The 22254-nt window shown below is 63.5% G+C and carries 18 protein-coding genes; 4 read left to right on the forward strand and 14 right to left on the reverse strand.

Features of this window, described 5'->3' with window-relative positions; genetic code table 11:
* Positions 1-26: 26 nt before the first annotated feature.
* The 3 genes from AC2EBU_RS03425 to uvrB form a co-directional block, all read right to left on the reverse strand.
* Positions 27-1247, reverse strand: coding sequence for an IscS subfamily cysteine desulfurase (locus tag AC2EBU_RS03425; protein WP_484608976.1), 1221 nt, complete (start codon positions 1245-1247; stop codon positions 27-29).
* A 79-nt stretch (positions 1248-1326) separates the two neighbouring features.
* On the reverse strand, positions 1327-1863 hold the full coding sequence (gene iscR, locus AC2EBU_RS03430; RefSeq protein ID WP_484608977.1) for a Fe-S cluster assembly transcriptional regulator IscR: 537 nt from the start codon (positions 1861-1863) through the stop codon (positions 1327-1329).
* A 215-nt stretch (positions 1864-2078) separates the two neighbouring features.
* Positions 2079-4181: an excinuclease ABC subunit UvrB gene (gene uvrB / locus AC2EBU_RS03435; RefSeq protein WP_484608978.1), complete on the reverse strand. Its 2103-nt coding sequence runs from the start codon at positions 4179-4181 to the stop codon at positions 2079-2081.
* Positions 4182-4291: 110 nt separating this feature from the next.
* Between uvrB and AC2EBU_RS03440 the strand changes: the two genes are divergently transcribed.
* The 3 genes from AC2EBU_RS03440 to rsxB all read left to right on the forward strand — a co-directional run bounded on the left by AC2EBU_RS03440 (position 4292) and on the right by rsxB (position 8024).
* On the forward strand, positions 4292-5500 hold the full coding sequence (locus AC2EBU_RS03440; protein ID WP_484608979.1) for an amino acid aminotransferase: 1209 nt from the start codon (positions 4292-4294) through the stop codon (positions 5498-5500).
* A 264-nt stretch (positions 5501-5764) separates the two neighbouring features.
* A complete protein-coding gene (locus AC2EBU_RS03445) occupies positions 5765-7264 on the forward strand; it encodes a polyhydroxyalkanoate depolymerase (protein WP_484608980.1) in 1500 nt (499 codons plus the stop codon).
* 91 nt (positions 7265-7355) lie between these two features.
* Positions 7356-8024: an electron transport complex subunit RsxB gene (rsxB, locus tag AC2EBU_RS03450; protein WP_484610105.1), complete on the forward strand. Its 669-nt coding sequence runs from the start codon at positions 7356-7358 to the stop codon at positions 8022-8024.
* 25 nt (positions 8025-8049) lie between these two features.
* Here rsxB and AC2EBU_RS03455 read toward each other — a convergent pair whose 3' ends face one another.
* The 10 genes from AC2EBU_RS03455 to scpA form a co-directional block, all read right to left on the reverse strand.
* Complete coding sequence (locus tag AC2EBU_RS03455; RefSeq protein WP_484608981.1) at positions 8050-8490, reverse strand: CBS domain-containing protein; 441 nt, start codon at positions 8488-8490, stop codon at positions 8050-8052.
* A 30-nt stretch (positions 8491-8520) separates the two neighbouring features.
* The gene (locus AC2EBU_RS03460) at positions 8521-9576 is read right to left on the reverse strand and encodes a 2-oxoacid:ferredoxin oxidoreductase subunit beta (protein WP_484608982.1); all 1056 of its coding nucleotides are present in this window, start codon (positions 9574-9576) and stop codon (positions 8521-8523) included.
* Positions 9573-11411, reverse strand: coding sequence for a 2-oxoacid:acceptor oxidoreductase subunit alpha (locus tag AC2EBU_RS03465; RefSeq protein WP_484608983.1), 1839 nt, complete (start codon positions 11409-11411; stop codon positions 9573-9575). Before AC2EBU_RS03465 ends, AC2EBU_RS03460 begins: the two co-directional genes overlap by 4 nt.
* Positions 11408-13252, reverse strand: coding sequence for an FAD-dependent oxidoreductase (locus AC2EBU_RS03470; RefSeq protein ID WP_484608984.1), 1845 nt, complete (start codon positions 13250-13252; stop codon positions 11408-11410). The genes AC2EBU_RS03465 and AC2EBU_RS03470 overlap by 4 nt, the downstream gene beginning before the upstream one ends.
* A 117-nt stretch (positions 13253-13369) precedes the next feature.
* Positions 13370-13855: a VOC family protein gene (locus AC2EBU_RS03475; RefSeq protein ID WP_484608985.1), complete on the reverse strand. Its 486-nt coding sequence runs from the start codon at positions 13853-13855 to the stop codon at positions 13370-13372.
* A 13-nt stretch (positions 13856-13868) separates the two neighbouring features.
* Complete coding sequence (locus AC2EBU_RS03480; RefSeq protein ID WP_484608986.1) at positions 13869-15920, reverse strand: acetyl-CoA carboxylase biotin carboxylase subunit; 2052 nt, start codon at positions 15918-15920, stop codon at positions 13869-13871.
* A gap of 20 nt (positions 15921-15940) precedes the next feature.
* Complete coding sequence (locus AC2EBU_RS03485) at positions 15941-17473, reverse strand: acyl-CoA carboxylase subunit beta (RefSeq protein ID WP_484608987.1); 1533 nt, start codon at positions 17471-17473, stop codon at positions 15941-15943.
* Positions 17474-17524: 51 nt separating this feature from the next.
* On the reverse strand, positions 17525-18538 hold the full coding sequence (meaB, locus tag AC2EBU_RS03490; protein WP_484608988.1) for a methylmalonyl Co-A mutase-associated GTPase MeaB: 1014 nt from the start codon (positions 18536-18538) through the stop codon (positions 17525-17527).
* Positions 18538-18681, reverse strand: a complete 144-nt coding sequence (locus tag AC2EBU_RS03495; protein ID WP_484608989.1) for a hypothetical protein — start codon at positions 18679-18681, stop codon at positions 18538-18540. The genes meaB and AC2EBU_RS03495 overlap by 1 nt, the downstream gene beginning before the upstream one ends.
* A gap of 226 nt (positions 18682-18907) precedes the next feature.
* A complete protein-coding gene (gene scpA, locus AC2EBU_RS03500; RefSeq protein WP_484608990.1) occupies positions 18908-21067 on the reverse strand; it encodes a methylmalonyl-CoA mutase in 2160 nt (719 codons plus the stop codon).
* Between the two features lie 147 nt (positions 21068-21214).
* On the opposite strand from scpA, the gene AC2EBU_RS03505 reads away from it, so the two are divergent.
* Complete coding sequence (locus AC2EBU_RS03505) at positions 21215-21850, forward strand: GntR family transcriptional regulator (protein WP_484608991.1); 636 nt, start codon at positions 21215-21217, stop codon at positions 21848-21850.
* A 15-nt stretch (positions 21851-21865) separates the two neighbouring features.
* Here the strand turns inward: AC2EBU_RS03505 and AC2EBU_RS03510 are convergent, their stop codons facing one another.
* The gene (locus AC2EBU_RS03510) at positions 21866-22225 is read right to left on the reverse strand and encodes a DUF779 domain-containing protein (RefSeq protein ID WP_484608992.1); all 360 of its coding nucleotides are present in this window, start codon (positions 22223-22225) and stop codon (positions 21866-21868) included.
* Positions 22226-22254 lie beyond the last annotated feature (29 nt).

The raw sequence follows: 22254 nt of genomic DNA on the forward strand, positions 1-22254 counted from the left end.
TCGTGTGCTCGGGTCTCGGGGCGGCGTCAGTGCGCCGCCCACTGGATCGTGGACAGGTCCACACCGTCCTGGTACATCTCCCACAGCGGGCTGAGCTCGCGCAGCTTGGCCACGTTGCGGCGGATGGTGTCGACGGCGTAGTCGATTTCTTCTTCGGTGGTCCAGCGGCCGATGGTCATGCGCAGGCTGCTGTGCGCAAGCTCGTCGCTGCGGCCCAGGGCCCGCAGCACGTAGCTGGGCTCCAGGCTGGCCGAGGTGCAGGCCGAGCCGGACGACACCGCCAGCCCCTTGATGCCCATGATGAGCGATTCGCCTTCGACGAAGTTGAAACTCATGTTGATGTTCTGCGGCACCCGCTGCGTCGGGTGGCCGTTCAGGAAGACCTGGTCGATGTCCTTGAGGCCGTCGATCAGACGCTGGTGCAAGGCCCGGGCCTTGGTGTTGTCGCGCTCCATTTCAAGGCGCGCCAGGCGGAACGCTTCGCCCATGCCCACGCACTGGTGCGTCGGCAAGGTGCCCGAGCGCATGCCGCGTTCGTGCCCGCCGCCGTGCATCTGCGCTTCCAGCCGCACACGCGGCTTGCGGCGCACATACAGCGCACCGATGCCCTTGGGGCCGTAGGTCTTGTGCGAGGCCAGGCTCATCAGGTCCACCGGCAGGGTTTTCAGGTCGATGGCGATCTTGCCGGTGGCCTGCGCGGCATCGACATGGAACAGCACGCCCTTTTCACGGCAGATCGTGCCCAGCGCGACCATGTCCTGGATCACGCCGATTTCATTGTTGACCGCCATGACACTGGCCAGGATGGTGTCGGGACGGATCGCGGCCCGGAAGGTGTCCAGGTTCAGCAGACCGTCGTCCTGAACATCCAGGTAGGTGACGTCAAAGCCCTGGCGTTCCAGCTCACGCATGGTGTCCAGCACGGCCTTGTGTTCGGTTTTCACCGTGATCAGGTGTTTGCCCTTGCCCTGGTAAAAATGGGCGGCGCCCTTAAGCGCCAGGTTGTTCGACTCGGTGGCGCCAGAGGTCCAGACAATCTCGCGCGGGTCGGCACCGATCAGTTCCGCCACCTGCTCCCGGGCGGTTTCCACCGCTTTTTCGGCCTCCCAGCCCCAGGCGTGGCTGCGCGAGGCCGGGTTGCCGAAATGTTCGCGCAACCACGGGATCATGGCGTCAACCACGCGCGGATCGCAGGGCGTGGTGGCGCCATAGTCCATGTAAATGGGGAAATGGGGTGTCTGGCTCATGGTTGCATGCTTCTGTTGGGTTCAGGCAAACGGCACAAAACGCGGCCCGGGCGCCGAAAGCGACCGCCGGGCAGCAAACTCAGGATTTCGCGAACACGTTGCCAAGGGCAAAGACCGAATTCGGGGCGTTGACCCGGATGGGCTTGACCACCGGAACACTGGAAATCGCCCGCTTGACTGCCGTTTTTTCCTCCACACGGACGCCTTTGGCCAGCTGGTCATCCACCAGCTTTTGCAAAGACACGGAGTCGAGGTATTCGACCATCCGCTCGTTCAGCGACGCCCACAGCTCATGGGTCATACAACGGCCACCGTCGCCCTGGCAGTTTTCCTTGCCGCCGCAGTGGGTCGCATCGATGGGCTCATCCACCGAGACGATGATGTCGGCAACAGAAATCTCGGCCGCTTTGCGGCCCAGGGTGTACCCGCCGCCCGGACCGCGGGTGGACTCGACCAGCTCGTGGCGGCGAAGCTTGCCGAAGAGCTGCTCAAGATACGACAGGGAAATTTGCTGACGCTGGCTGATCGCAGCAAGGGTGACCGGGCCGGCGCTTTGCCGCAGCGCCAGATCGATCATCGCGGTGACGGCAAACCGGCCTTTGGTGGTGAGACGCATGGCTAACTCCTGATTGGACTCGCTAAGCCTGGACAGATCGGACGGACACGCCGCCGGGAGATTGCCGGTTGGGGGTTTCGCGACGCGCCACCCTTTTTCCGAGCAATTAACTCGACTATACCAGAATTCCGAATGAATTGCTCGGGTAAAAGACTGAGCAGTTCATTTCGCGCCCAAACGGTTCCTCAACCCAGGTGTTCCGCGGGTGGATCGGTTCAGACGGCAGGCAGATCACGGCCTTCAGCGCCGAATGCGAGCTGGCGCAAATGCGCCAACTGGTCGCGTACGGCCGCGGCCTTTTCGAACTCCAGATCCCGGGCAAACGCCAGCATCTGCTTCTCCAGGCGTTTGATTTCGCGGGCGATTTCCTTCTCGCTCATGTCTTCGACACGCGCCCGCTCCAGCGCCGCCTGTTCCTGCCGGGCGGCTTCCTTACCCGCCTTTTGGCTATAAACACCGTCAATCAGGTCGCGCACCTGTTTGACGATGCTGCGCGGGGTCACGCCATGGGCTTCATTGAACGCCAGTTGCCGGGCCCGTCGGCGCTCCGTTTCACCGATGGCCTTCTTCATGGAATCGGTCACCCGATCGGCATAAAGAATGGCCGTTCCGTTCAGATTGCGCGCCGCCCGGCCGATGGTCTGGATCAGGCTGCGCTCCGCGCGCAAAAAGCCTTCCTTGTCCGCGTCCAGGATGGCAACCAGCGAAACCTCTGGAATGTCCAGCCCCTCACGCAGCAGGTTGATGCCGACCAGCACATCGAAAGCCCCCAGCCGCAGGTCACGGATGATTTCCACACGTTCCACCGTATCGATGTCCGAGTGCAGGTAGCGCACACGCACGCCGTTCTCGGCCAGATAGTCGGTCAACTGCTCGGCCATACGCTTGGTCAGAGTCGTGATCAGCACCCGCTCCTGCCGCTCGACCCGAATGCGGATTTCCTGCAGCACATCGTCGACCTGGTGGATGGCCGGGCGCACCTCTACTGCCGGATCCACCAGGCCGGTCGGTCGAACCACCTGCTCGACGACCTGGCCGGCATGCTGCTTTTCATAGTCGGCGGGTGTCGCCGAGACAAATATGCACTGGCGCATGCGCCGCTCGAATTCCTCGAATTTCAGCGGCCGGTTGTCCAGCGCGCTGGGCAAGCGAAAGCCGTATTCGACCAGCGTGGTCTTGCGCGAGCGGTCGCCGTTGTACATGGCGTTGAGCTGCCCGATCATCTGGTGGCTTTCGTCCAGGAACATGATCGCGTCCGCAGGCAGGTAGTCGGTCAAGGTCGCGGGCGGCTCACCCGGTGCCGCCCCGGACAGGTGGCGGGTGTAATTCTCGATGCCCTTGCAATGGCCCAGTTCACTGAGCATTTCCAGATCGAACCGGGTGCGTTGCTCCAGCCGCTGCGCTTCGACCAGTTTGCCCGCGCCGACCAGTTCTTTCAGGCGCTGGTCCAGTTCGATCTTGATGGTCTCCACCGCTGCCAGTACCTTGTCGCGGGGCGTTACATAGTGGCTGGACGGATAAACGGTAAAACGCGCCAGAGTCTGGCGGATGCGGCCGGTCAGCGGATCGAACAGTTGCAGACTGTCCACCTCCTCGTCAAACAGGTCGATACGCAGGGCCAGCTCGGAATGCTCGGCCGGAAACACGTCGATGGTGTCGCCCCGCACCCGGAAACGCCCGCGGGCGAAATCCTGATCGTTGCGCTGGTACTGCATGCGAATCAGCTGGGCAATGATGTCTCGCTGACCGATGCGATCACCTTTGCGAATGGTCATGATCATCCGGTGGTAACTCTCGGGCTCACCGATGCCGTAAATGGCCGACACCGTCGCGACGATCACCACATCCCGCCGTTCCATGATGCTTTTGGTGCAGGACAGGCGCATCTGCTCGATGTGCTCATTGATGGCGCTGTCCTTTTCAATGAACAGGTCGCGCTGGGGCACATAGGCTTCGGGCTGGTAATAGTCGTAATAACTGACGAAATACTCCACCGCGTTCTTCGGGAAAAACTCGCGGAACTCGCTGTACAGCTGCGCGGCCAGGGTTTTGTTGGGCGCGAACACGATGGCCGGGCGGCCCAGGCGCGCGATGACGTTGGCCATCGTGAAAGTTTTTCCGGACCCGGTGACCCCCAGAAGGGTCTGGAACACTTCGCCGTCGCGCACACCTTCGACCAGTTTGGCGATCGCACCGGGTTGATCGCCGGCAGGCGGATACGGCTGAAACAGCGCGAATGGCGAGTCGGGAAAATGGATGAACTGGCCTGATGCCGGTGTTTCGCGGGTGTCCGGATCGACAGCGGGAATAGGAAGCATGGAGTCAGCCCTGCGGCCGCCGACGCGGCCCGTTAAAATTGCGGGTTTTCCGCAAAGCCTAACGCAGCCGGGCCGACCCTGCCACACACCCATTCATCCAAGGACCTTTCATGTCTCTGTTTTCTGCCGTCGAAATGGCCCCCCGCGACCCGATTCTGGGTCTGAACGAGCAATTCGCCGCCGACACCAACCCCAACAAGGTCAACCTCGGCGTGGGGGTGTATTTCGACGACAACGGCAAACTGCCCCTGCTGCAGTGTGTGCAGGCGGCGGAAAAGGCCATGATGGACAAGCCCGCCGCGCGCGGCTATCTGCCGATCGACGGCATCGCGGCCTATGACAGCGCGGTCAAGGGGCTGGTGTTCGGCGCGGAATCGGACGTGGTCAAAAGCGGCCGCGTGGCCACCGTGCAGGCCATCGGCGGCACCGGCGGCCTGAAGATCGGTGCCGATTTCCTGAAAAAGGTCAGCCCCAACGCCACGGTGCTGATCTCCGACCCCAGCTGGGAAAACCACCGCGCCCTGTTCACCAACGCCGGCTTCGCGGTCGACACCTACCCCTACTTCGACCAGAGCGCCAACGGCGGCCTGGGCGGCATCAACTTCGACGGCATGCTGGCCGCGCTGAATGCGGCCGCCGAGGGCACCATCGTGCTGCTGCACGCCTGCTGCCACAACCCCACCGGCTACGACATCACCCCCGCGCAGTGGGATCAGGTGATTGCCGCCGTGAAGGCCCGCAACCTCACCGCCTTCCTGGACATGGCCTATCAGGGCTTCGGCTACGGCATCGCCGAAGATGGCGCCGTGATCGGCAAGTTCGTGGCGGCGGGCCTGAACATCTTTGTGTCCACCAGCTTCTCAAAGAGTTTCAGCCTGTACGGCGAGCGTGTCGGCGCCCTGAGTGTCGTGGGCAGCAGCAAGGAAGAAACCGATCGTGTGCTCTCCCAGCTGAAGATCGCCATCCGCACCAACTACTCCAACCCGCCCACCCATGGCGGCGCCATCGTGGCCGCGGTGCTGAACAACCCCGAGCTGCGCGCCCAGTGGGAAGGTGAACTGGCCGAAATGCGCGTGCGCATCAAGGCCATGCGCCAGAAGCTGGTGGACGGCCTCAAGGCAGCCGGCGTGAGCAAGGACATGTCCTTCATCACCACCCAGAGCGGCATGTTCAGCTATTCGGGCCTGTCCAAGGACCAGATGGTGCGCCTGCGCAGCGAGTTCGGTGTGTACGGCACCGACACCGGCCGCATGTGTGTGGCGGCGCTGAACAGCAAGAACATCGACTACGTCTGCCAGGCTGTCGCCAAGGTGATCTGACCGCCAGGTAAAGGCTGGCGGCACCCGCCAGGTGCCGTCTTCCACCGATTGATGAAGAAATCGCCCCATACCCAGCGTAAAAAGGTCACTTACAGCTATCATTTTTTTAGTGCACACGGGGGCGTTCGCTGGCACCGGAACGTCCCGCGGGCTTGTCCTCCGGGATAGTGAAAGCAGCGCGAAAGCCTGTCGTTATCCACTCGACACTTGACATGGGTTAAGTGTTATATTGCAGCGCAGCATTTTTTACAAAGGTGGTTCCCGATGCTCTACCAGATCTATGAAACCCAGCGCTCCCTGATGGAGCCCTTCACCGACCTGGCACAGGCAACCGCCAAGCTGTTTGCCAATCCGCTCAGCCCCCTGGGCCAAATGCCGATGGCACAGCGCATTGCCGCCGCCTATGCATTGATCCATCGGCTGGGCAAGGACTACGAGAAGCCCGAATTCGGTATCCGCACGGTCAGTGTCGACGGGGTGGATGTCGCGATCCATGAGCGCATTGAGGTGGACAAGCCGTTCTGTGAGCTGCGCCGCTTCAAGCGCTTCTCGGACGACCCGCACACCCTCGCGCGGCTGAAAGTCCAGCCGCCGATCCTGATCGTTGCGCCGCTGTCGGGGCACTACGCCACGCTGCTGCGCGACACCGTAAAGACCATGCTCAAAGACCACAAGGTCTACATCACCGACTGGAAAAACGCCCGCACAGTGCCCCTGTCCGAAGGTGAATTCCACCTCGACGACTATGTCAACTACGTGCAGGAGTTCATTCGCCATCTGCAGCGCCAGTACGGCAACTGCCATGTGATGAGCGTGTGCCAGCCGACGGTGCCGGTTCTGGCGGCGGTGTCGCTGATGGCCTCGCGCGGCGAAACCACGCCTTTGTCGATGACCATGATGGGAGGTCCCATCGACGCCCGTCGCTCTCCGACCGCCGTCAACAACCTGGCCATGCAACGCAGCTTCAGCTGGTTCGAAAACAACGTGATCTACCGGGTGCCGCCAAACTTTCCTGGCGCTGGCCGCCGGGTGTATCCGGGTTTCATGCAACACGCCGGGTTCATCGCGATGAATCCGGACCGCCATGCCAACAGTCATTACGACTACTTCCAGGACCTGATCAAAGGCGACGAGTCCAGCGCTGAAGCCCACCGCAAGTTCTACGACGAGTACAACGCCGTGCTCGACATGGACGCCGATTACTACCTGGAGACCATTCGGACGGTGTTCCAGGAGTTCAAGCTGTGCAATGGCACCTGGGACGTTCGCTCGCCGGAAGGCAAGATCGAGCGGGTCCGCCCGCAGGACATCACCGGCACCGCCTTGCTGACGGTGGAAGGCGAACTGGACGATATCTCCGGCTCCGGCCAGACGGAGGCTGCCCACGATCTGTGTACCGGCATCGTGCGCAAAGAGCACCACCACCTGTGCGTCAAGGGCGCCGGCCACTACGGCATTTTCAGTGGCCGCCGCTGGCGCGAGATGGTCTACCCTCAGGTCAAGGCCTTCATCATCGAGCACACGCCGGCCGTCAGCGTCAAAGTCGTCGAAGCCGACACCCCCTCCTTCGCGATCGAGCCGGTTCTTGAGCAAGCCGTTGTGCCGGTCGTCGAACTGGCAGAACCCGCGCCCAAGGCCGCGGTGAGCGAAACCGCCGCAAAAGCTCCGGCTCGCCGGCCCGCCGCCCGCAAGAGCGCGCCGGCACCGGCCAAAGCGGCCACCGCTGCGCCCCGGCCGGCCCGCAAGGGTACCCGCGGCCAGTAAGCCGGTGGGCCCTGCCCTGCCCGAGCAAGCTGCAGCGGCCCGCGACAACGAGGCCGCAAATCGCGTCGCGGCTGGGTCAACTCCCGACGCCGTGGAGGCGCGAGCCCGAGCCATTGACGCCGTGCTGCCGCAGACGCAGTGCACCCGCTGCGGTTTACCGGATTGTCTGGCCTACGCACGCGCCATCGCTGCAGGCGAAGCGGCGATCAACCAATGCCCGCCCGGTGGCGCCGAAGGCATCCGGCGGCTGGCAGAAGTGACCGGGCTGCCAGTTGTGGCGCTCAATCCGGACAACGGAGTCGAAGTGCCCCGAACGGTCGCGTGGATCGACGAGAACTGGTGCATCGGCTGTACGCTGTGCATCACCGCCTGCCCCACCGACGCCATCATCGGCAGCAACAAACGCATGCACACCGTCATCGAACGGTGGTGCACCGGTTGCGAACTGTGCATTCCGGTCTGCCCGGTCGACTGCATCGTGCTGGAGACCGCCAGTGGCACCAGAACCGGATGGGACGCCTGGTCAGCAACCCAGGCGGAAACCGCCCGCAAGCGATACGAATTTCATAGCGAAAAAGCACGCAAAAACGCTGGGTATCTACTGGAAAGGCACATCAAAGAGGCCGAAACCAAGCTGGCCGACCTGCCGGCCCACTCCCACCACACCGATCCCCAGGTGCTCGACCGGAAACGACAGGTCATCGAAGCGGCGCTGGCACGCGCCCGCGAACGCAAGAACCGGACCGAAAGCGGCGGCTGACCCACGGCCCAGGCGACGGGGACGCTCAGCCCAGGGCGTCGTTGACCTGTTCGCGAAACTCGGCAAGCTCCACCGCCGTGTTGATTTCCCGGGGCAAAGCGTCGCGAACCGAGAAAACCCCCAGGAGCCGTCCCCCCTCGGCCATCACCGGCAGGTGCCGGAATCCCCGCTCGATCATGATCAGCACCGCCTCGGAAACCGGCAGAGTCGGTCCGACGCAGATCGGATTGGCGGTCATGACCGAAGAAACGATGGTCGTCTGCGGATTAAGCGCCTTGGCAAGCACCCGCGTCATCAGGTCGCGCTCGGTCAGTATGCCCAGCAGCTTTCCCGGTGGCTCGACGATCAGCACACTGCCGCAGTTGGCGCCGGTCATCAGGCAGGCGGCCTCCCATATCGTGGCATGGCCCGCCAGACTGAGGACGTGTTTTTGGGACATGGACTGGAAAACGGTCCGCTCGGTCATGGTGTTGCTCCGGAAACGAATGGGGGGCTCTCAGCGAAAAGTGGCGTTGATGCGCTCCAGCGCCGGCGTGCCGGGGCATAGCCGCGCAGCGTCCATGGAGTTGAGCGGCTGGTCCGACGTGTTCAGCGCCGTGTGCAGATCGGTCGCCAGCGGGTCGACATACAGCAATCCGGTCACGATCTCGCCCCGCGCCTGATGCGCCTGCATGTAGGCCATGGCGGACACCCGGTTTGTGGGGTCGTAGTCGGTGTGCAGCTTGCGCAGACGCAGGATGCTGCCGTCATGCTGGCGTACATCCACCGCCTCGCCCGGGGCGTACTGGGTGGTGATCTCGTCGGCGGTGGTGATGAAGTCGATACGGCTGACCGCATCATTGTGCTCGCGCACATAGTCGTAACTCTTGGTGCTGCCACCGTGGTTGTTGAACGTCACACACGGACTGATGATGTCGATGAACGCGGCACCTCCATGGGACAAGGCGCCCTTGATCAGGGGCACCAGCTGGGCTTTGTCGCCGGAAAAACTGCGTGCCACGTAGGTCGCGCCCAACTGCAGCGCCAGTGCCACCAGGTCCACCGGGCTTTCGCTGTTGACCACGCCCTTCTTGCTTTTGGAGCCGCGATCGGCGGTGGCGGAGAACTGCCCTTTGGTCAGACCGTAAACACCATTGTTCTCCACGATGTAGGCCATGCGCACGCCGCGCCGCATGGCGTTGGCGAACTGTCCCAAGCCGATCGACGCGGAATCGCCATCGCCGGAAACGCCCAGGTACAGCAGGTCGCGATTGGCCAGATTGGCCCCCGTCAGAACCGAGGGCATGCGGCCATGCACCGAATTGAAGCCGTGCGACGCGCCCAGGAAATAATCCGGCGTCTTGGAGCTGCACCCGATGCCGGACAGCTTGGCCACGCGGTGCGGCTGGATGTCCAGTTCCCAGCAGGCCTGCACGATGGCGGCCGAGATCGAGTCGTGCCCGCAGCCCGCACACAGGGTCGATATCCGCCCCTCATAGTCGCGCCGCGTGTAGCCGACCTTGTTGCGGGTCAGTGTCGGGTGATGCAGAACAGGTTTGGCGATCCAGGTCATGCAGCCTCCTTGTGCGTTTGCGTGGCTTCGGCGGGTGCCAGGTGCGCGCGAATGGCCTGGGTGATGAATCGGGCGGTGATGGGTGTGCCGTCGAAATGCAGCACACGCACCAGTCGGGCAGGGTCAACATCCAGCTCGTTGATCAGCATCGCGCGCATCTGGGCGTCGCGGTTTTGCTCGACAACAAATACAAGGTCGTGCGCTGCGATGAAATCGGGCACCGAATCGGGGAACGGGAACGCGCGCAGCCGCAGGGCGTCCAGGTGGATGCCCTCCGCCTCCAGCACGTCCAGCGCCTCGTGCATTGCCGGTGTGGTGGAGCCGAAATAGATCACCCCCGCACTGGAGCCCTGCCGGGCCTTGCGCAGGACAGGAGGGGGCACCAGCGTCGCCGCCGTGCGGAACTTGCGCAGCAGCCGCTCCATGTTGTAGATGTAGTCGGGCCCCCGTTCAGAATACCGCGCATACGGGTCCCGCGTCGTGCCGCGGGTGAAGTAGGCCCCTTTGCTCGGGTGGGTGCCGGGCAGCGTGCGCCAGGGAATGCCGTCACCATCCACGTCCTTGTAGCGGCCGAAGTCCCTCCCCGCCTCCAGCTCCTCGGCCGTCATCACCTTGCCGCGGTCATATTGCTTGCTGCCATCCCAGGCAAACGGGCGGCACAGACGCTGATTCATGCCGATGTCCAGGTCCGTCATCACAAACACCGGTGTCTGCAAGCGATCGGCCAGGTCCAGGGCGGCGGCGGCATGTTCGAAACACTCATGCGGGTCCTGGGGCAGCAGCAGCACGTGCCGTGTGTCGCCGTGCGACGCATACGCCGCCGCGAACAGGTCGGACTGTTGCGTGCGGGTCGGCATGCCGGTCGACGGACCGCCGCGCTGCACGTCGACGATGGTGACCGGGATTTCCGCGAAATACGCCAACCCGATGAACTCGGCCATCAGCGAAATGCCGGGTCCGGACGTGGCGGTGAACGCCCGGGCACCGTTCCAGCCGGCACCCACGACCATGCCGATCGACGCCAGTTCATCTTCAGCCTGCACGATGGCGAAGTTGTGCTGGCCCGTGGCCGGGTCGACCCGGTACTTCGAACAGTATTTCTGAAACGCTTCGGGGATCGAGGTCGATGGCGTGATCGGATACCAGGCAGCCACCGTCGCCCCTCCGTAGACCAGCCCGAGCCCGGCGGCGGTATTGCCGTCAACAAAAATCTGGTCGCCGACACGGTCGGCGCGCTGCACTCGAATCCCCAGGGGATGCGGCAGGTGCGCCTTCACATGGTCCAGCCCCAGGCGCAGCGCCCGGATGTTGGAGTCCAACAGCCGCTCCTTGCCTTTGTACTGCTCGGCAAACAGGGTTTCGAAGACGGCCGCATCAACGTCCAGCAGAGCCGCCAGGGCACCGACGTAGACGATGTTCTTGAACAGCTGGCGCTGGCGAGGGTCCGAATAGGCGGCATTGGTGATTTCGGTCAAGGGTACGCCGATGACGTGCACGTCCGGCCGGAACTTCGACGCCGGCATGGGCCGCGTGCTGTCATAGAACAGGTAACCGCCCGGCTCGATTTCGGCGATGTCGGCATCCCAGGTCTGGGGGTTCATGGCCACCATCATGTCGACACCACCACGGCGCCCGTGGTAGCCCTTTTCGCAAACCCGCGCCTCATACCAGGTCGGCATGCCCTGAATGTTGCTGGGAAAGATGTTGCGCGGGGCCACGGGCACCCCCATGCGCAGGATGGCTTTTGCAAACAGCTCATTGGCCGAGGCCGAGCCCGAGCCGTTGACATTGGCGAACTTGATGACAAAGTCGTTGATCGCGCTGATGGTTTTCATGCCGGCACCTCCGCCTGTTGGCTACGCGTCCCTTTAATCGCGGCGTCCCGGCACCCCGCGCCCGCCTTGGTCGTGTTGAGCAGGAATTTCTGCATGTCCCAGGCGCCGGTCGGACAGCGTTCGGCGCACAGGCCGCAGTGCAGGCACACGTCTTCGTCCTTTGCCATGACATTCCCGGTCTTGAGCTCTCCGGACACCAGCAGGGGCTGCTCCAGGTTGGTCGCGGGAGCCCGCAGCCGGGTGCGCAGGTCTGCCTCTTCGCCCGGGGCGGTGAAGGTGATGCAGTCCGTCGGACAAATGTCCACACAGCCGTCACATTCGATACACAAGGCAGCAGTGAACACCGTCTGCACATCGCAGTTGAGACATCGTCCGGCTTCCCGAACCGCGGTGGCCGCATCAAAACCCAGTTCCACTTCCACCGAAATACTGGCCAACGCCGCTTCGGCCTTGGCCCACGGCACCTTGAAGCGCGCGTCGTTCGACGTGTCGTTGTCGTAGCTCCACTCGTGGATGCCCATCTTCTGGGACAGCAGCGACGTCATGGGCGGGGGGCGGACTGCCACGTCCTCGCCCTGCAGAAAGCGGTCGATCGACACCGCCGCCTCATGGCCCTGCGCCACCGCCGTGATGATGTTCTTGGGGCCGAAAGCCGCGTCACCACCGAAAAACACCTTCGGATGAGAGGACTGGAAGGTTTCCTGACCCAGCCGTGGGAGCCCCCAGTCGTCAAACTCCACACCCGCATCACGCTCGATCCACGGGAACGCGTTTTCCTGACCCACGGCAATCAGCACGTCGTCACAGGGAAAAAACACATCGGGTTGGCCGGTCGGCACGAGCGAGCGCCGTCCGCGCACGTCGTATTCGGCTCGCACAATCTCGAACGTCATGCCCGTCAACCGTCCTTGTTCGTGCACAAAGGACTTGGGCACGTGGAAGTTGATGATGGGAATGCCTTCATGAATGGCATCTTCCTTCTCCCAGGGCGAGGCCTTCATCTCGTCAAAACCACTGCGCACGATCACCCTCACATCCTCGCCGCCCAGGCGCCGTGACGATCGGCAGCAGTCCATGGCCGTATTGCCTCCACCCAGCACGATCACCCGGCGGCCGATGGACGTCACATGCCCGAAGGAAACCGAGGCCAGCCAGTCGATGCCGATGTGGATGTGGGCCGCCGCCTCCGCCCGGCCGGGGATGTCGAGGTCTCGCCCCCGTGGTGCGCCGGAGCCGACAAAAATCGCGTCGTAGTCCTGATCCAGCAGGGCCTTGAGCGATTCGATCCGTTGTCCTGAGCGAAAGCGCACACCCAGGTCCAGCACGTAGCCGGTTTCCTCGTCAATGACTGATTCCGGCAGGCGAAAGCGCGGAATCTGCGAACGCATGAAGCCGCCGGCCTTGGCCTCGCCATCAAAAACAGTCACCTCATAGCCCAGCGGCGCCAGATCACGGGCCACCGTCAGCGAGGCGGGGCCGGCTCCGACACAGGCCACCCGTTTGCCGTTCTTCGCCGCCACGGCGGGCATGCGGTCGCGGACCCCGGACTTCATGTCCGCCGCCACCCGCTTGAGGCGGCAGATCGCCACCGGCTCAGGATGGGCACCGTTGTTCTGCTCCACGCGGCCCCGGCGACAGGCCGGCTCACAAGGCCGGTCACAGGTACGCCCGAGCACGCCCGGAAACACATTCGAGACCCAGTTGATCAGGTAGGCGTCGTCATAACGCCCCTGGGCAACCAGCCGGATGTATTCAGGAACGGGGGTGTGGGCCGGGCAGGCCCACTGGCAGTCGACCACCCGGTGAAGGGTGTCGGTCTGTTGGGGGATGGTGGGATGCAAACCAGTCTCCTTCGGCGCCGGAAAACCGCCGCCTCCGCAGTCTAGTCAGACTCCCCGTTGTGGTGCGTCGGTAAAAGCCCGCACCATTGATGTGCCGAGATCAAACCTTGCGCCAGATCAAGCCGCTGCCAGCCTGGAGAAGGCGTCAACGACTTCCGGTGGGGCTTGTACCAGTTCGATCAGCACGCCCTCGCCACCAATCGGGAACTCGTCGTTGCCCTTGGGGTGCAGGAACGTGATGTCGAACCCGGCGGCGCCCTTGCGGATGCCGCCCGGCGCAAAACGCACGCCCTGCTCGCTCAGCCACTGCACCGCCAACGGCAAATCGTCGATCCACAGGCCGATGTGGTTCAGTGGCGTGGCATGCACCGCCGGCTTCTTTTCCGGGTCCAGCGGTTGCATCAGGTCCACTTCGACCTTGAACGGCCCGGTGCCAATGGCGCAGATGTCTTCGTCAACATTTTCGCGCTCGCTGCGAAACGTGCCCGTCACCTCCAGGCCGAACATGTCGACCCAGAGTTTTTGCAACCGGGTCTTGTCCGGCCCGCCGATGGCAATCTGCTGGATGCCGAGCACCTTGAAGGGGCGTTGGATGGAGCTCATGTTCGGTTTCCGTTCATTTCTCGAACTCGACGATGGGCTGGTCCACCGCCAGGCTCTCGCCTTTGGTTGCCAGGACCTTGGCCACCACACCGTCTGCCACCGCAAACAGCACGTTTTCCATCTTCATCGCCTCAATGACCGCCACGCGTTCGCCGGCCTGGACTTTCTGGCCCGGGTGGACAGCCACGTCCACCAGCAGGCCGGGCATGGGCGACAGCACATATTTGCTCATATCCGGCGGCGCCTTGAAAGGCATCAGGCGGTGCAATTCGGCCATGCGGGGTGACACCACCAAAGCTTCGATGCGCGTGCCGTTGTGCTGCAGGCGCAGGGCCAGCGGGTTCTTGGGTGTGCCGCGCTCCACCTGGGCGGTGAAGGCTTCGCCATTGACCGTTCCGGTGATGCAGATGTCGTTCAGACGCGAGCGGCTGCGGATCTCGTAGGTCCGCGAGCCCATCGCCACCCGCGCTGATCCGGTTTCCCCGACGAACTCGTCGACATGGGCCGATGTGTAGACATGCTGGCCGTCCGCGCCCAGGGTGATGACCACATAGTCTTTGCCCGCATTGACCGCATACCCCGGGAGTTGCCCGCTGATGGCGGCAGCACGCTCGCGCGACTTGCGCCGCACAAAAGCGGCCAGTGCGACCAGAAATTCAGGATCTTCGTGGGGCACATCCTCCGCGGCGAACCCCTTTGCATAGTGCTCGGCGATGAAGCCTGTGTTGAACTCACCCGACACGAACTTCGGGTGGGCCAGCAACGCCGCCTGGAACGGAATGTTGCTGCTGATGCCCCGGATCACAAAGCCGTTGAGCGCCTCGCGCATCTTGGCAATCGCGTCATTGCGGTCGGTGCCGTGGACGATCAGCTTGGCGATCATCGAGTCGTAGTACATCGGGATCTCGCCACCGTCCTGCACGCCGGTGTCCACCCGCACACCGTACAGCGCGCTGGTGTCGGCCTGGGTCATGCTGGTGGACGGGGGCGCGAAGCGCACCAGACGTCCGGTGCTCGGCAGGAAGTTTCGGAACGGGTCTTCCGCGTTGATGCGGCATTCGATGGCCCAGCCTTCGCGCTTCACGTCCGCCTGCGTGATCGGCAACTTTTCGCCCGCCGCCACGCGGATCATCAGTTCCACCAGGTCGAGGCCCGTGATGCACTCGGTCACCGGGTGCTCGACCTGCAGTCGCGTGTTCATTTCCAGGAAATAGAAATCCTGGTCCTTGCCAACCACAAATTCCACCGTGCCGGCGCTCTGGTATTTCACCGCCTTGGCCAGGGCCACGGCCTGCTCGCCCATGGCCTTGCGGGTGGCGTCGCTGATGAAGGGGCTCGGCGCCTCTTCGATCACCTTCTGGTGGCGGCGCTGGATCGAGCACTCCCGCTCATTGAGGTACACCACGTTGCCATGGCTGTCGCCCAGCACCTGGATTTCGATGTGGCGGGGCTCCTGCACGTATTTCTCGATGAAGACCCGGTCGTCGCCGAAGCTGTTGCGCGCCTCGTTGCGGCAGGAGGAAAATCCCTCGAAGGCCTCCTTGTCGTTGAAGGCCACCCGCAAACCCTTGCCGCCACCGCCGGCCGACGCCTTGATCATGACGGGATAGCCGATGCCCTTGGCGATCTCCACCGCCTGCTCGGCGGTGTCGATGGCATCGTTGTAGCCGGGAATGGTGTTGACCCTGGCTTCGTTGGCCAGCTTCTTGGACGCGATCTTGTCACCCATCGCGGCGATGGAATAGTGCTTCGGACCGATGAAAGCAATGCCCTCGTCTTCGCAGCGCTTGGCAAAGGCTTCGTTTTCACTCAGAAAGCCGTATCCCGGGTGCACCGCCTGCGCGCCGGTCTGTTTGCAGGCGGCGATGATCTTGTCGGCCACCAGATACGACTCGCGGCTCGGCGCGGGGCCGAGCAGCACCGCTTCATCGGCCATCAGCACATGGCGGGCGTCGCGATCGGCCTCGGAATAGACGGCCACGGTGGCGATGCCCATCTTGCGGGCGGTGGCGATGACCCGACAGGCGATCTCACCGCGGTTGGCAATCAGAATCTTGGTAAACATCTTGTTGTTCTCCTCGGGTCTCACAGCGGAATGTTCCCGTGCTTGCGCCACGGGTTTTCAAGTTTCTTGTCCTTGAGCATCACCAGCGAGCGGCAGATGCGTTTGCGGGTTTCATGTGGCAGGATCACATCGTCGATGAACCCCCGGCTGCCGGCCACAAAGGGGTTGGCAAAACGGGCCTTGTATTCCGCCTCACGCTCGGCCAGCTTGGCCGGGTCTTTCTTTTCTTCCCGGAAGATGATCTCGACGGCACCTTTGGCGCCCATCACTGCGATCTCCGCGTTCGGCCAGGCCAGGTTGACATCCCCGCGCAGGTGCTTGGAGGCCATCACGTCGTAGGCACCGCCGTAGGCCTTGCGGGTGATCACCGTGATCTTGGGCACCGTGCATTCGGCATAGGCGTACAGCAGCTTGGCGCCGTGCTTGATGATGCCGCCGTACTCCTGGCTGGTGCCGGGCATGAAGCCGGGCACATCGACGAAAGTGATCACCGGAATGTTGAACGCATCACAAAAGCGCACGAAGCGTGCGGCCTTGATGGAGCTCTTGATGTCCAGGCAACCCGCCAGCACCAGCGGCTGGTTGGCCACGATGCCCACCGTCTGGCCGTCCATGCGGGCGAATCCGACAAGGATGTTTTTGGCGTAATCGGGCTGGATTTCGAAGAAGTCGCCGTCGTCGACTGTTTTGAGGATCAACTCCTTCATGTCGTAGGGCTTGTTGGGGTTGTCCGGCACCAGGGTGTCCAGACTGCGGTCGGCGCGATCCATCGGGTCGCCGCAGGGCCGCACCGGGGCTTTTTCACGGTTGTTGAGCGGCAGGTAGTTATACAGGCGGCGCAACATCAGCAACGCCTCCACATCGTTTTCGAACGCGCCGTCGGCCACGCCACTCTTGGTGTTGTGGGTGATGGCGCCACCCAGTTCCTCGGCGGTCACTTCCTCGTGCGTCACTGTCTTCACCACCTCCGGCCCGGTCACGAACATGTAGGAGCTGTCCTTGACCATGAAGATGAAGTCGGTCATGGCCGGCGAATACACCGCGCCACCGGCGCTCGGGCCCATGATCATGCTGATCTGCGGAATCACACCGCTGGCCATCACGTTGCGCTGGAACACCTCGGCATAGCCGCCCAGGGAGGCCACGCCTTCCTGGATGCGGGCGCCGCCCGAATCGTTCAGGCCGATCACCGGCGCGCCGACCTTCATGGCCTGGTCCATGATCTTGCAGATTTTTTCGGCATGGGCCTCGCTCAGGGCACCGCCAAACACCGTGAAGTCCTGGCTGAACACGAACACCAGGCGGCCATTGATCATGCCGTAGCCGGTGACCACGCCGTCACCGGGAATCTTGGTGTCCTGCATGCCGAAGTCGGCACAGCGGTGCTCGACGAACATGTCCCACTCTTCGAAGGTGCCTTCGTCCAGCAGCACCTCGATGCGCTCACGCGCGGTGAGCTTGCCCTTGGCGTGCTGCGCGTCTATGCGCTTTTGTCCGCCACCCAGCCGGGCGGCGGCGCGCTTTTTTTCCAGTTGTTCCAGGATGTCGTGCATGGTCGTTCCTCGTTGGTATGGCTTGGTCGGTATCAGGGTTGTGGAGGGGTGTCAGGGTGTGCCTGCGTGTGCCGCGAGCAGTTGCCGCGCTGCCGTGGATGCGGCCAGCGTGCCAGCACCCACCTGCTGCTCCAGCAGCGGAAGGCGCTCGCGCACCTGCGGGTTCTGGCGAAACGCCTGTTTCAGGCCGGCATCGATGCGTTCCCACATCCAGGCCAGCGCCTGGTGCTGGCGGCGCGCGGCCAGCTGGCCGTTGGCGGTCTGCAGCCGGCGGAAATCGCTGACGGCGCGCCAGAAGGTGTCGACGCCCTGCCCCAGCAAGGCGCTGATCTGGATCGCCTGCGGGTGCCAGACGGAGTCGTTGTGGTGGGCGTGATCCGGGTTGCCGTGCAGGCCCAGCAGCCGCAGGCTGGACGTGATCTGCGCCTGCGCCCGCGTCGCGGCCGCCGCATCGATGTCGGCCTTGTTGATAACCACCAGGTCGGCCAGCTCCATCACGCCCTTCTTGATGGCCTGCAGGTCGTCGCCGGCGTTGGGCAGCTGCAGCAGGCAGAACATGTCGGTCATGCCGGACACCGCGGTTTCGCTCTGCCCCACCCCCACGGTTTCGACGATGACCACGTCGTAGCCGGCGGCTTCGCACACCAGCATGGCCTCGCGCGTCTTCTCGGCGACGCCGCCCAGCGTGCCGCTGGACGGGCTGGGGCGGATGTAGGCTTTCTCGTGCACGGAGAGCTGTTCCATGCGCGTCTTGTCGCCCAGGATGGAGCCACCCGACACGGTGCTGGACGGGTCCACCGCGAGCACCGCCACGCGGTGGCCCTGTCCGATCAGGTACAGACCCAGCGCCTCGATGAAGGTGCTCTTGCCCACGCCGGGCACCCCGCTGATGCCCAGGCGGAACGCCTTGCCGGTGTGCGGCAACAAGGCCGTCAGCAATTCGTCCGCCTGTACGCGGTGGTCGGCGCGGGTGGACTCCAGCAACGTGATCGCCTTGGCCATCGCGCGGCGCTGGGGTTTGTCCATTCGAATGATCAACTCGATATTGACTGACTCAGTCGTCATCAACGGCCCTTGTTCTTCTCTGAATCCGATGGCAACGAAAAGTCAGGCAGGCCTTGTTCAAACGCGCCGTCACAGAGCTTGCCTGAATATTCTTCGCTCCAGGATTCAAACTGCCGAAGATGCGAAACAAGGGTCAGCTGCATGTATTCGTCCTGTGCCGGTGCTTCCAATTGACGGACATACTTGGGAAGGACTTCCAGCAGGCTGCGTGAGTAAACGTAATGCCGTTCTCTGCTCGAGTACTTTTTCAGACAAAAGGTATATATGGCGACTGTCACTGCTTCGCCACTGAACCGGGAGTATGGGTAGCCCGCCCCTGGAAGCGATGCTCCCAAGAAAAATGTCAGTCCCAGCCAGACCTTCCGCATATCACGATCCCGATGCCTTCCGAATCTGCTCCAGCACATCCTTCGCGCTGGCGGGAATCGGCGTGCCGGGGCCGTAGATGCCCTTGACGCCGGCCTCGTACAGCACGTCGTAGTCCTGGCGCGGGATCACGCCGCCGACAAACACGATGATGTCGTCGGCGCCCTGGTCTTTCAGGGCCTGGATGATGGCCGGCACCAGGGTCTTGTGGCCGGCGGCCAGTGTGGAGACGCCCACGGCGTGCACATCGTTCTCGATCGCCTGGCGCGCGCACTCCTCGGGGGTCTGGAACAGCGGGCCCATGTCCACGTCAAAGCCCAGGTCGGCAAAGGCGGTGGCCACCACCTTGGCGCCGCGGTCGTGGCCGTCCTGGCCCAGCTTGGCGATCATCACGCGCGGGCGGCGGCCTTCGCTCGCGGCGAAATCGGCGATTTCGGTCTTGAGCTTGTCCCAGCCCTCGGCACTGTCGTAAGCGGCTGCGTACACCCCGGTCACCTTCTGGGTATCGGCGCGGTGGCGCCCGAAAACTTTCTCCAGCGCGTCCGACACCTCGCCCACCGTGGCGCGCAGGCGGATGGCCTGGATCGAGAGGTCCAGCAGGTTGCCCTGGCCGGACTCGGCCGAGGCCGTCAGCGCGTCCAGCGCCGCCTGCACCTTGCCGCTGTCGCGCGTGGCGCGGATCTGCTGCAGGCGGGCAATCTGGCCTTCACGCACCTTGACGTTGTCCACGTCCAGGATGTCGATCGGGTCTTCCTTGGCCAGCTTGTACTTGTTGACGCCGACGATCACATCCTTGCCCGAGTCGATGCGGGCCTGCTTCTCGGCCGCGGCGGCCTCGATCTTGAGCTTGGCCCAGCCGGAATCGACCGCCTTGGTCATGCCGCCCATGGCGTCGACCTCTTCGATGATCTTCCAGGCCTCGTCGGCCATTTGCTGCGTCAGCGTCTCCATCATGTAGCTGCCGGCCCAGGGGTCGACCACGCTGGTGATGTGGGTCTCTTCCTGGATGATCAGCTGGGTGTTGCGCGCGATGCGGGCGCTGAACTCGGTGGGCAGCGCGATGGCTTCGTCGAGCGAGTTGGTGTGCAGGCTCTGGGTGCCGCCGAACACCGCCGCCATGGCCTCGATGGTGGTGCGCACCACGTTGTTGTACGGGTCCTGCTCGGTCAGGCTCCAGCCGCTGGTCTGGCTGTGTGTGCGCAGCATCAGGCTCTTGGGGTTCTTGGCGTTGAAGCCCTTCATGATGCGGCACCACAGCAGGCGGGCGGCGCGCATCTTGGCGATCTCCAAGTAGAAGTTCATGCCCACGGCCCAGAAGAAGCTCAGGCGGCCAGCGAACTCGTCCACGTCCAGCCCGGAGGCGATGGCCGTCTTCACATATTCCTTGCCGTCGGCCAGCGTGAAGGCCATCTCCAGCGCCTGGTTGGCGCCGGCTTCCTGCATGTGGTAGCCGGAAATCGAGATCGAGTTGAACTTCGGCATGTTCCGCGCCGTGTACCCGATGATGTCGCCGATGATGCGCATGCTCGGCTCGGGTGGGTAGATGTAGGTGTTGCGGACCATGAACTCCTTGAGGATGTCGTTCTGGATGGTTCCGGCCAGCTTGTCCTGGCTCACGCCCTGCTCTTCGGCCGCCACCACGTAGCCGGCCAGGATCGGCAGCACCGCGCCGTTCATCGTCATCGACACCGACACCTTGTCCAGCGGAATGCCGTCGAACAGGATCTTCATGTCTTCCACGCTGTCAATGGCCACGCCGGCCTTGCCCACGTCACCGGTCACGCGCGGGTGGTCGCTGTCGTAGCCGCGGTGGGTCGCGAGGTCGAACGCCACCGACACGCCCTGCCCGCCGGCCGCCAGCGCCTTGCGGTAGAAGGCGTTGGATTCTTCGGCGGTGGAAAAGCCCGCGTACTGGCGGATCGTCCACGGGCGCACGGCATACATGGTGGCCTGCGGGCCGCGCAGGAAGGGCTCGAAGCCGGGCAGCGTGTTCGCGTACGGCAGGTTCTTCACATCGTCGGCCGTGTACAGCGGCTTGACAGTGATGCCGTCGGGGGTGATCCAGTTCAGGGCGTCCACCTGGCCGCCGGGCGCGGACTTGGCGGCGGCCTTGTGCCAGGCTTCAAGGCTGGCGGTCTGGAAGGTGGGATGGTTGTCGGCCATGGTGAAAGCGCTTTCGGGTTCGGAACGGGTCGGTTGGCGGAAAACTGCGGTGTTTTCCCTGAAATTTCGACCGAAGTTTACATCATTCATAATTATTGATGCAAAATATTGGCTACGAAATTTCGCTGATCCGTCAGAAACCCCGTCATGTCCGCCTTGTCCCTGGCTCCCCGCGCTTTGTATGAAGAAGTCGCCGAACTGCTGCGCCAGCGCATCTTCCGCCGCGAGCTGCAGCCGGGCAGCTGGATCGATGAGCTCAAGATCGCCGAGGAATACGGCATCAGCCGCACGCCGCTGCGCGAGGCGCTGAAGGTGCTGGCCGCGGAAGGCCTGGTCACCATGAAGGTGCGCCGGGGCGCCTATGTCACCGAGGTTTCAGAGAAAGACCTGGCCAACGTCTACCACCTGCTCGGCCTGCTGGAAGCGGACGCGGCCGCTGTGGTGGCCCGCACCGCCTCGGCCGAACAGCTGGCCGAACTGCGGGGCCTGCACGCCGAACTGGCCGCAGCCACCGGTGATCGCGACCACTTCTTTGAACTCAACGAACGGTTTCACCTGCGCCTGCTGGAAATTGCCGACAACCGCTGGCGCGACCAGATGGTGGCTGACCTGCGCAAGGTGATGAAGCTCAACCGCCACAACTCGTTGTTCAAGAGCGGGCGGATGCAGGAATCCCTGGCGGAACACCAGCGCATCCTGGATGCCCTGCTTGCCCGCGACGCCGATGCCGCCCAGGCCCGCATGCGCGAACACTTCACCAACGGGCTGGAAGCGGCCGCCTGAACGCGTAAACCGGCGTCAGACATCCAGAACGGCACGTTCCTCCGGCGTAAACACGCGCGAGCGGGTGTGGAAGGCCTTGCCTTCCGGTCCTTCCAGTGAAAACGTGCCGCCATGGCCGTCGATCACGTCGATGATCAGCTGCGTGTGGCGCCAGGTTTCGTACTGCGCCTTGCCGATGTAGAACGGGCAGCCGCCAATGTCGCCCAGGTACACGTCGCCGGCGCCGATGGTCAGCTCTCCCAGCAGATAGCAGTTGGCCGCGCTGTTGTCGCAGCAGCCGCCGCTCTGGTGAAACATCAGCCCCGGGCCATGCTGGGCCTTGAGGTGTTCGATCAGTTCCACCGCGGCGGGTGTGGCGATGACTTTGTCAACCATGAGGGTCTCCTGTTGCTGAAACGACCGAC

The organism is Curvibacter sp. T50, assembly GCF_057219955.1.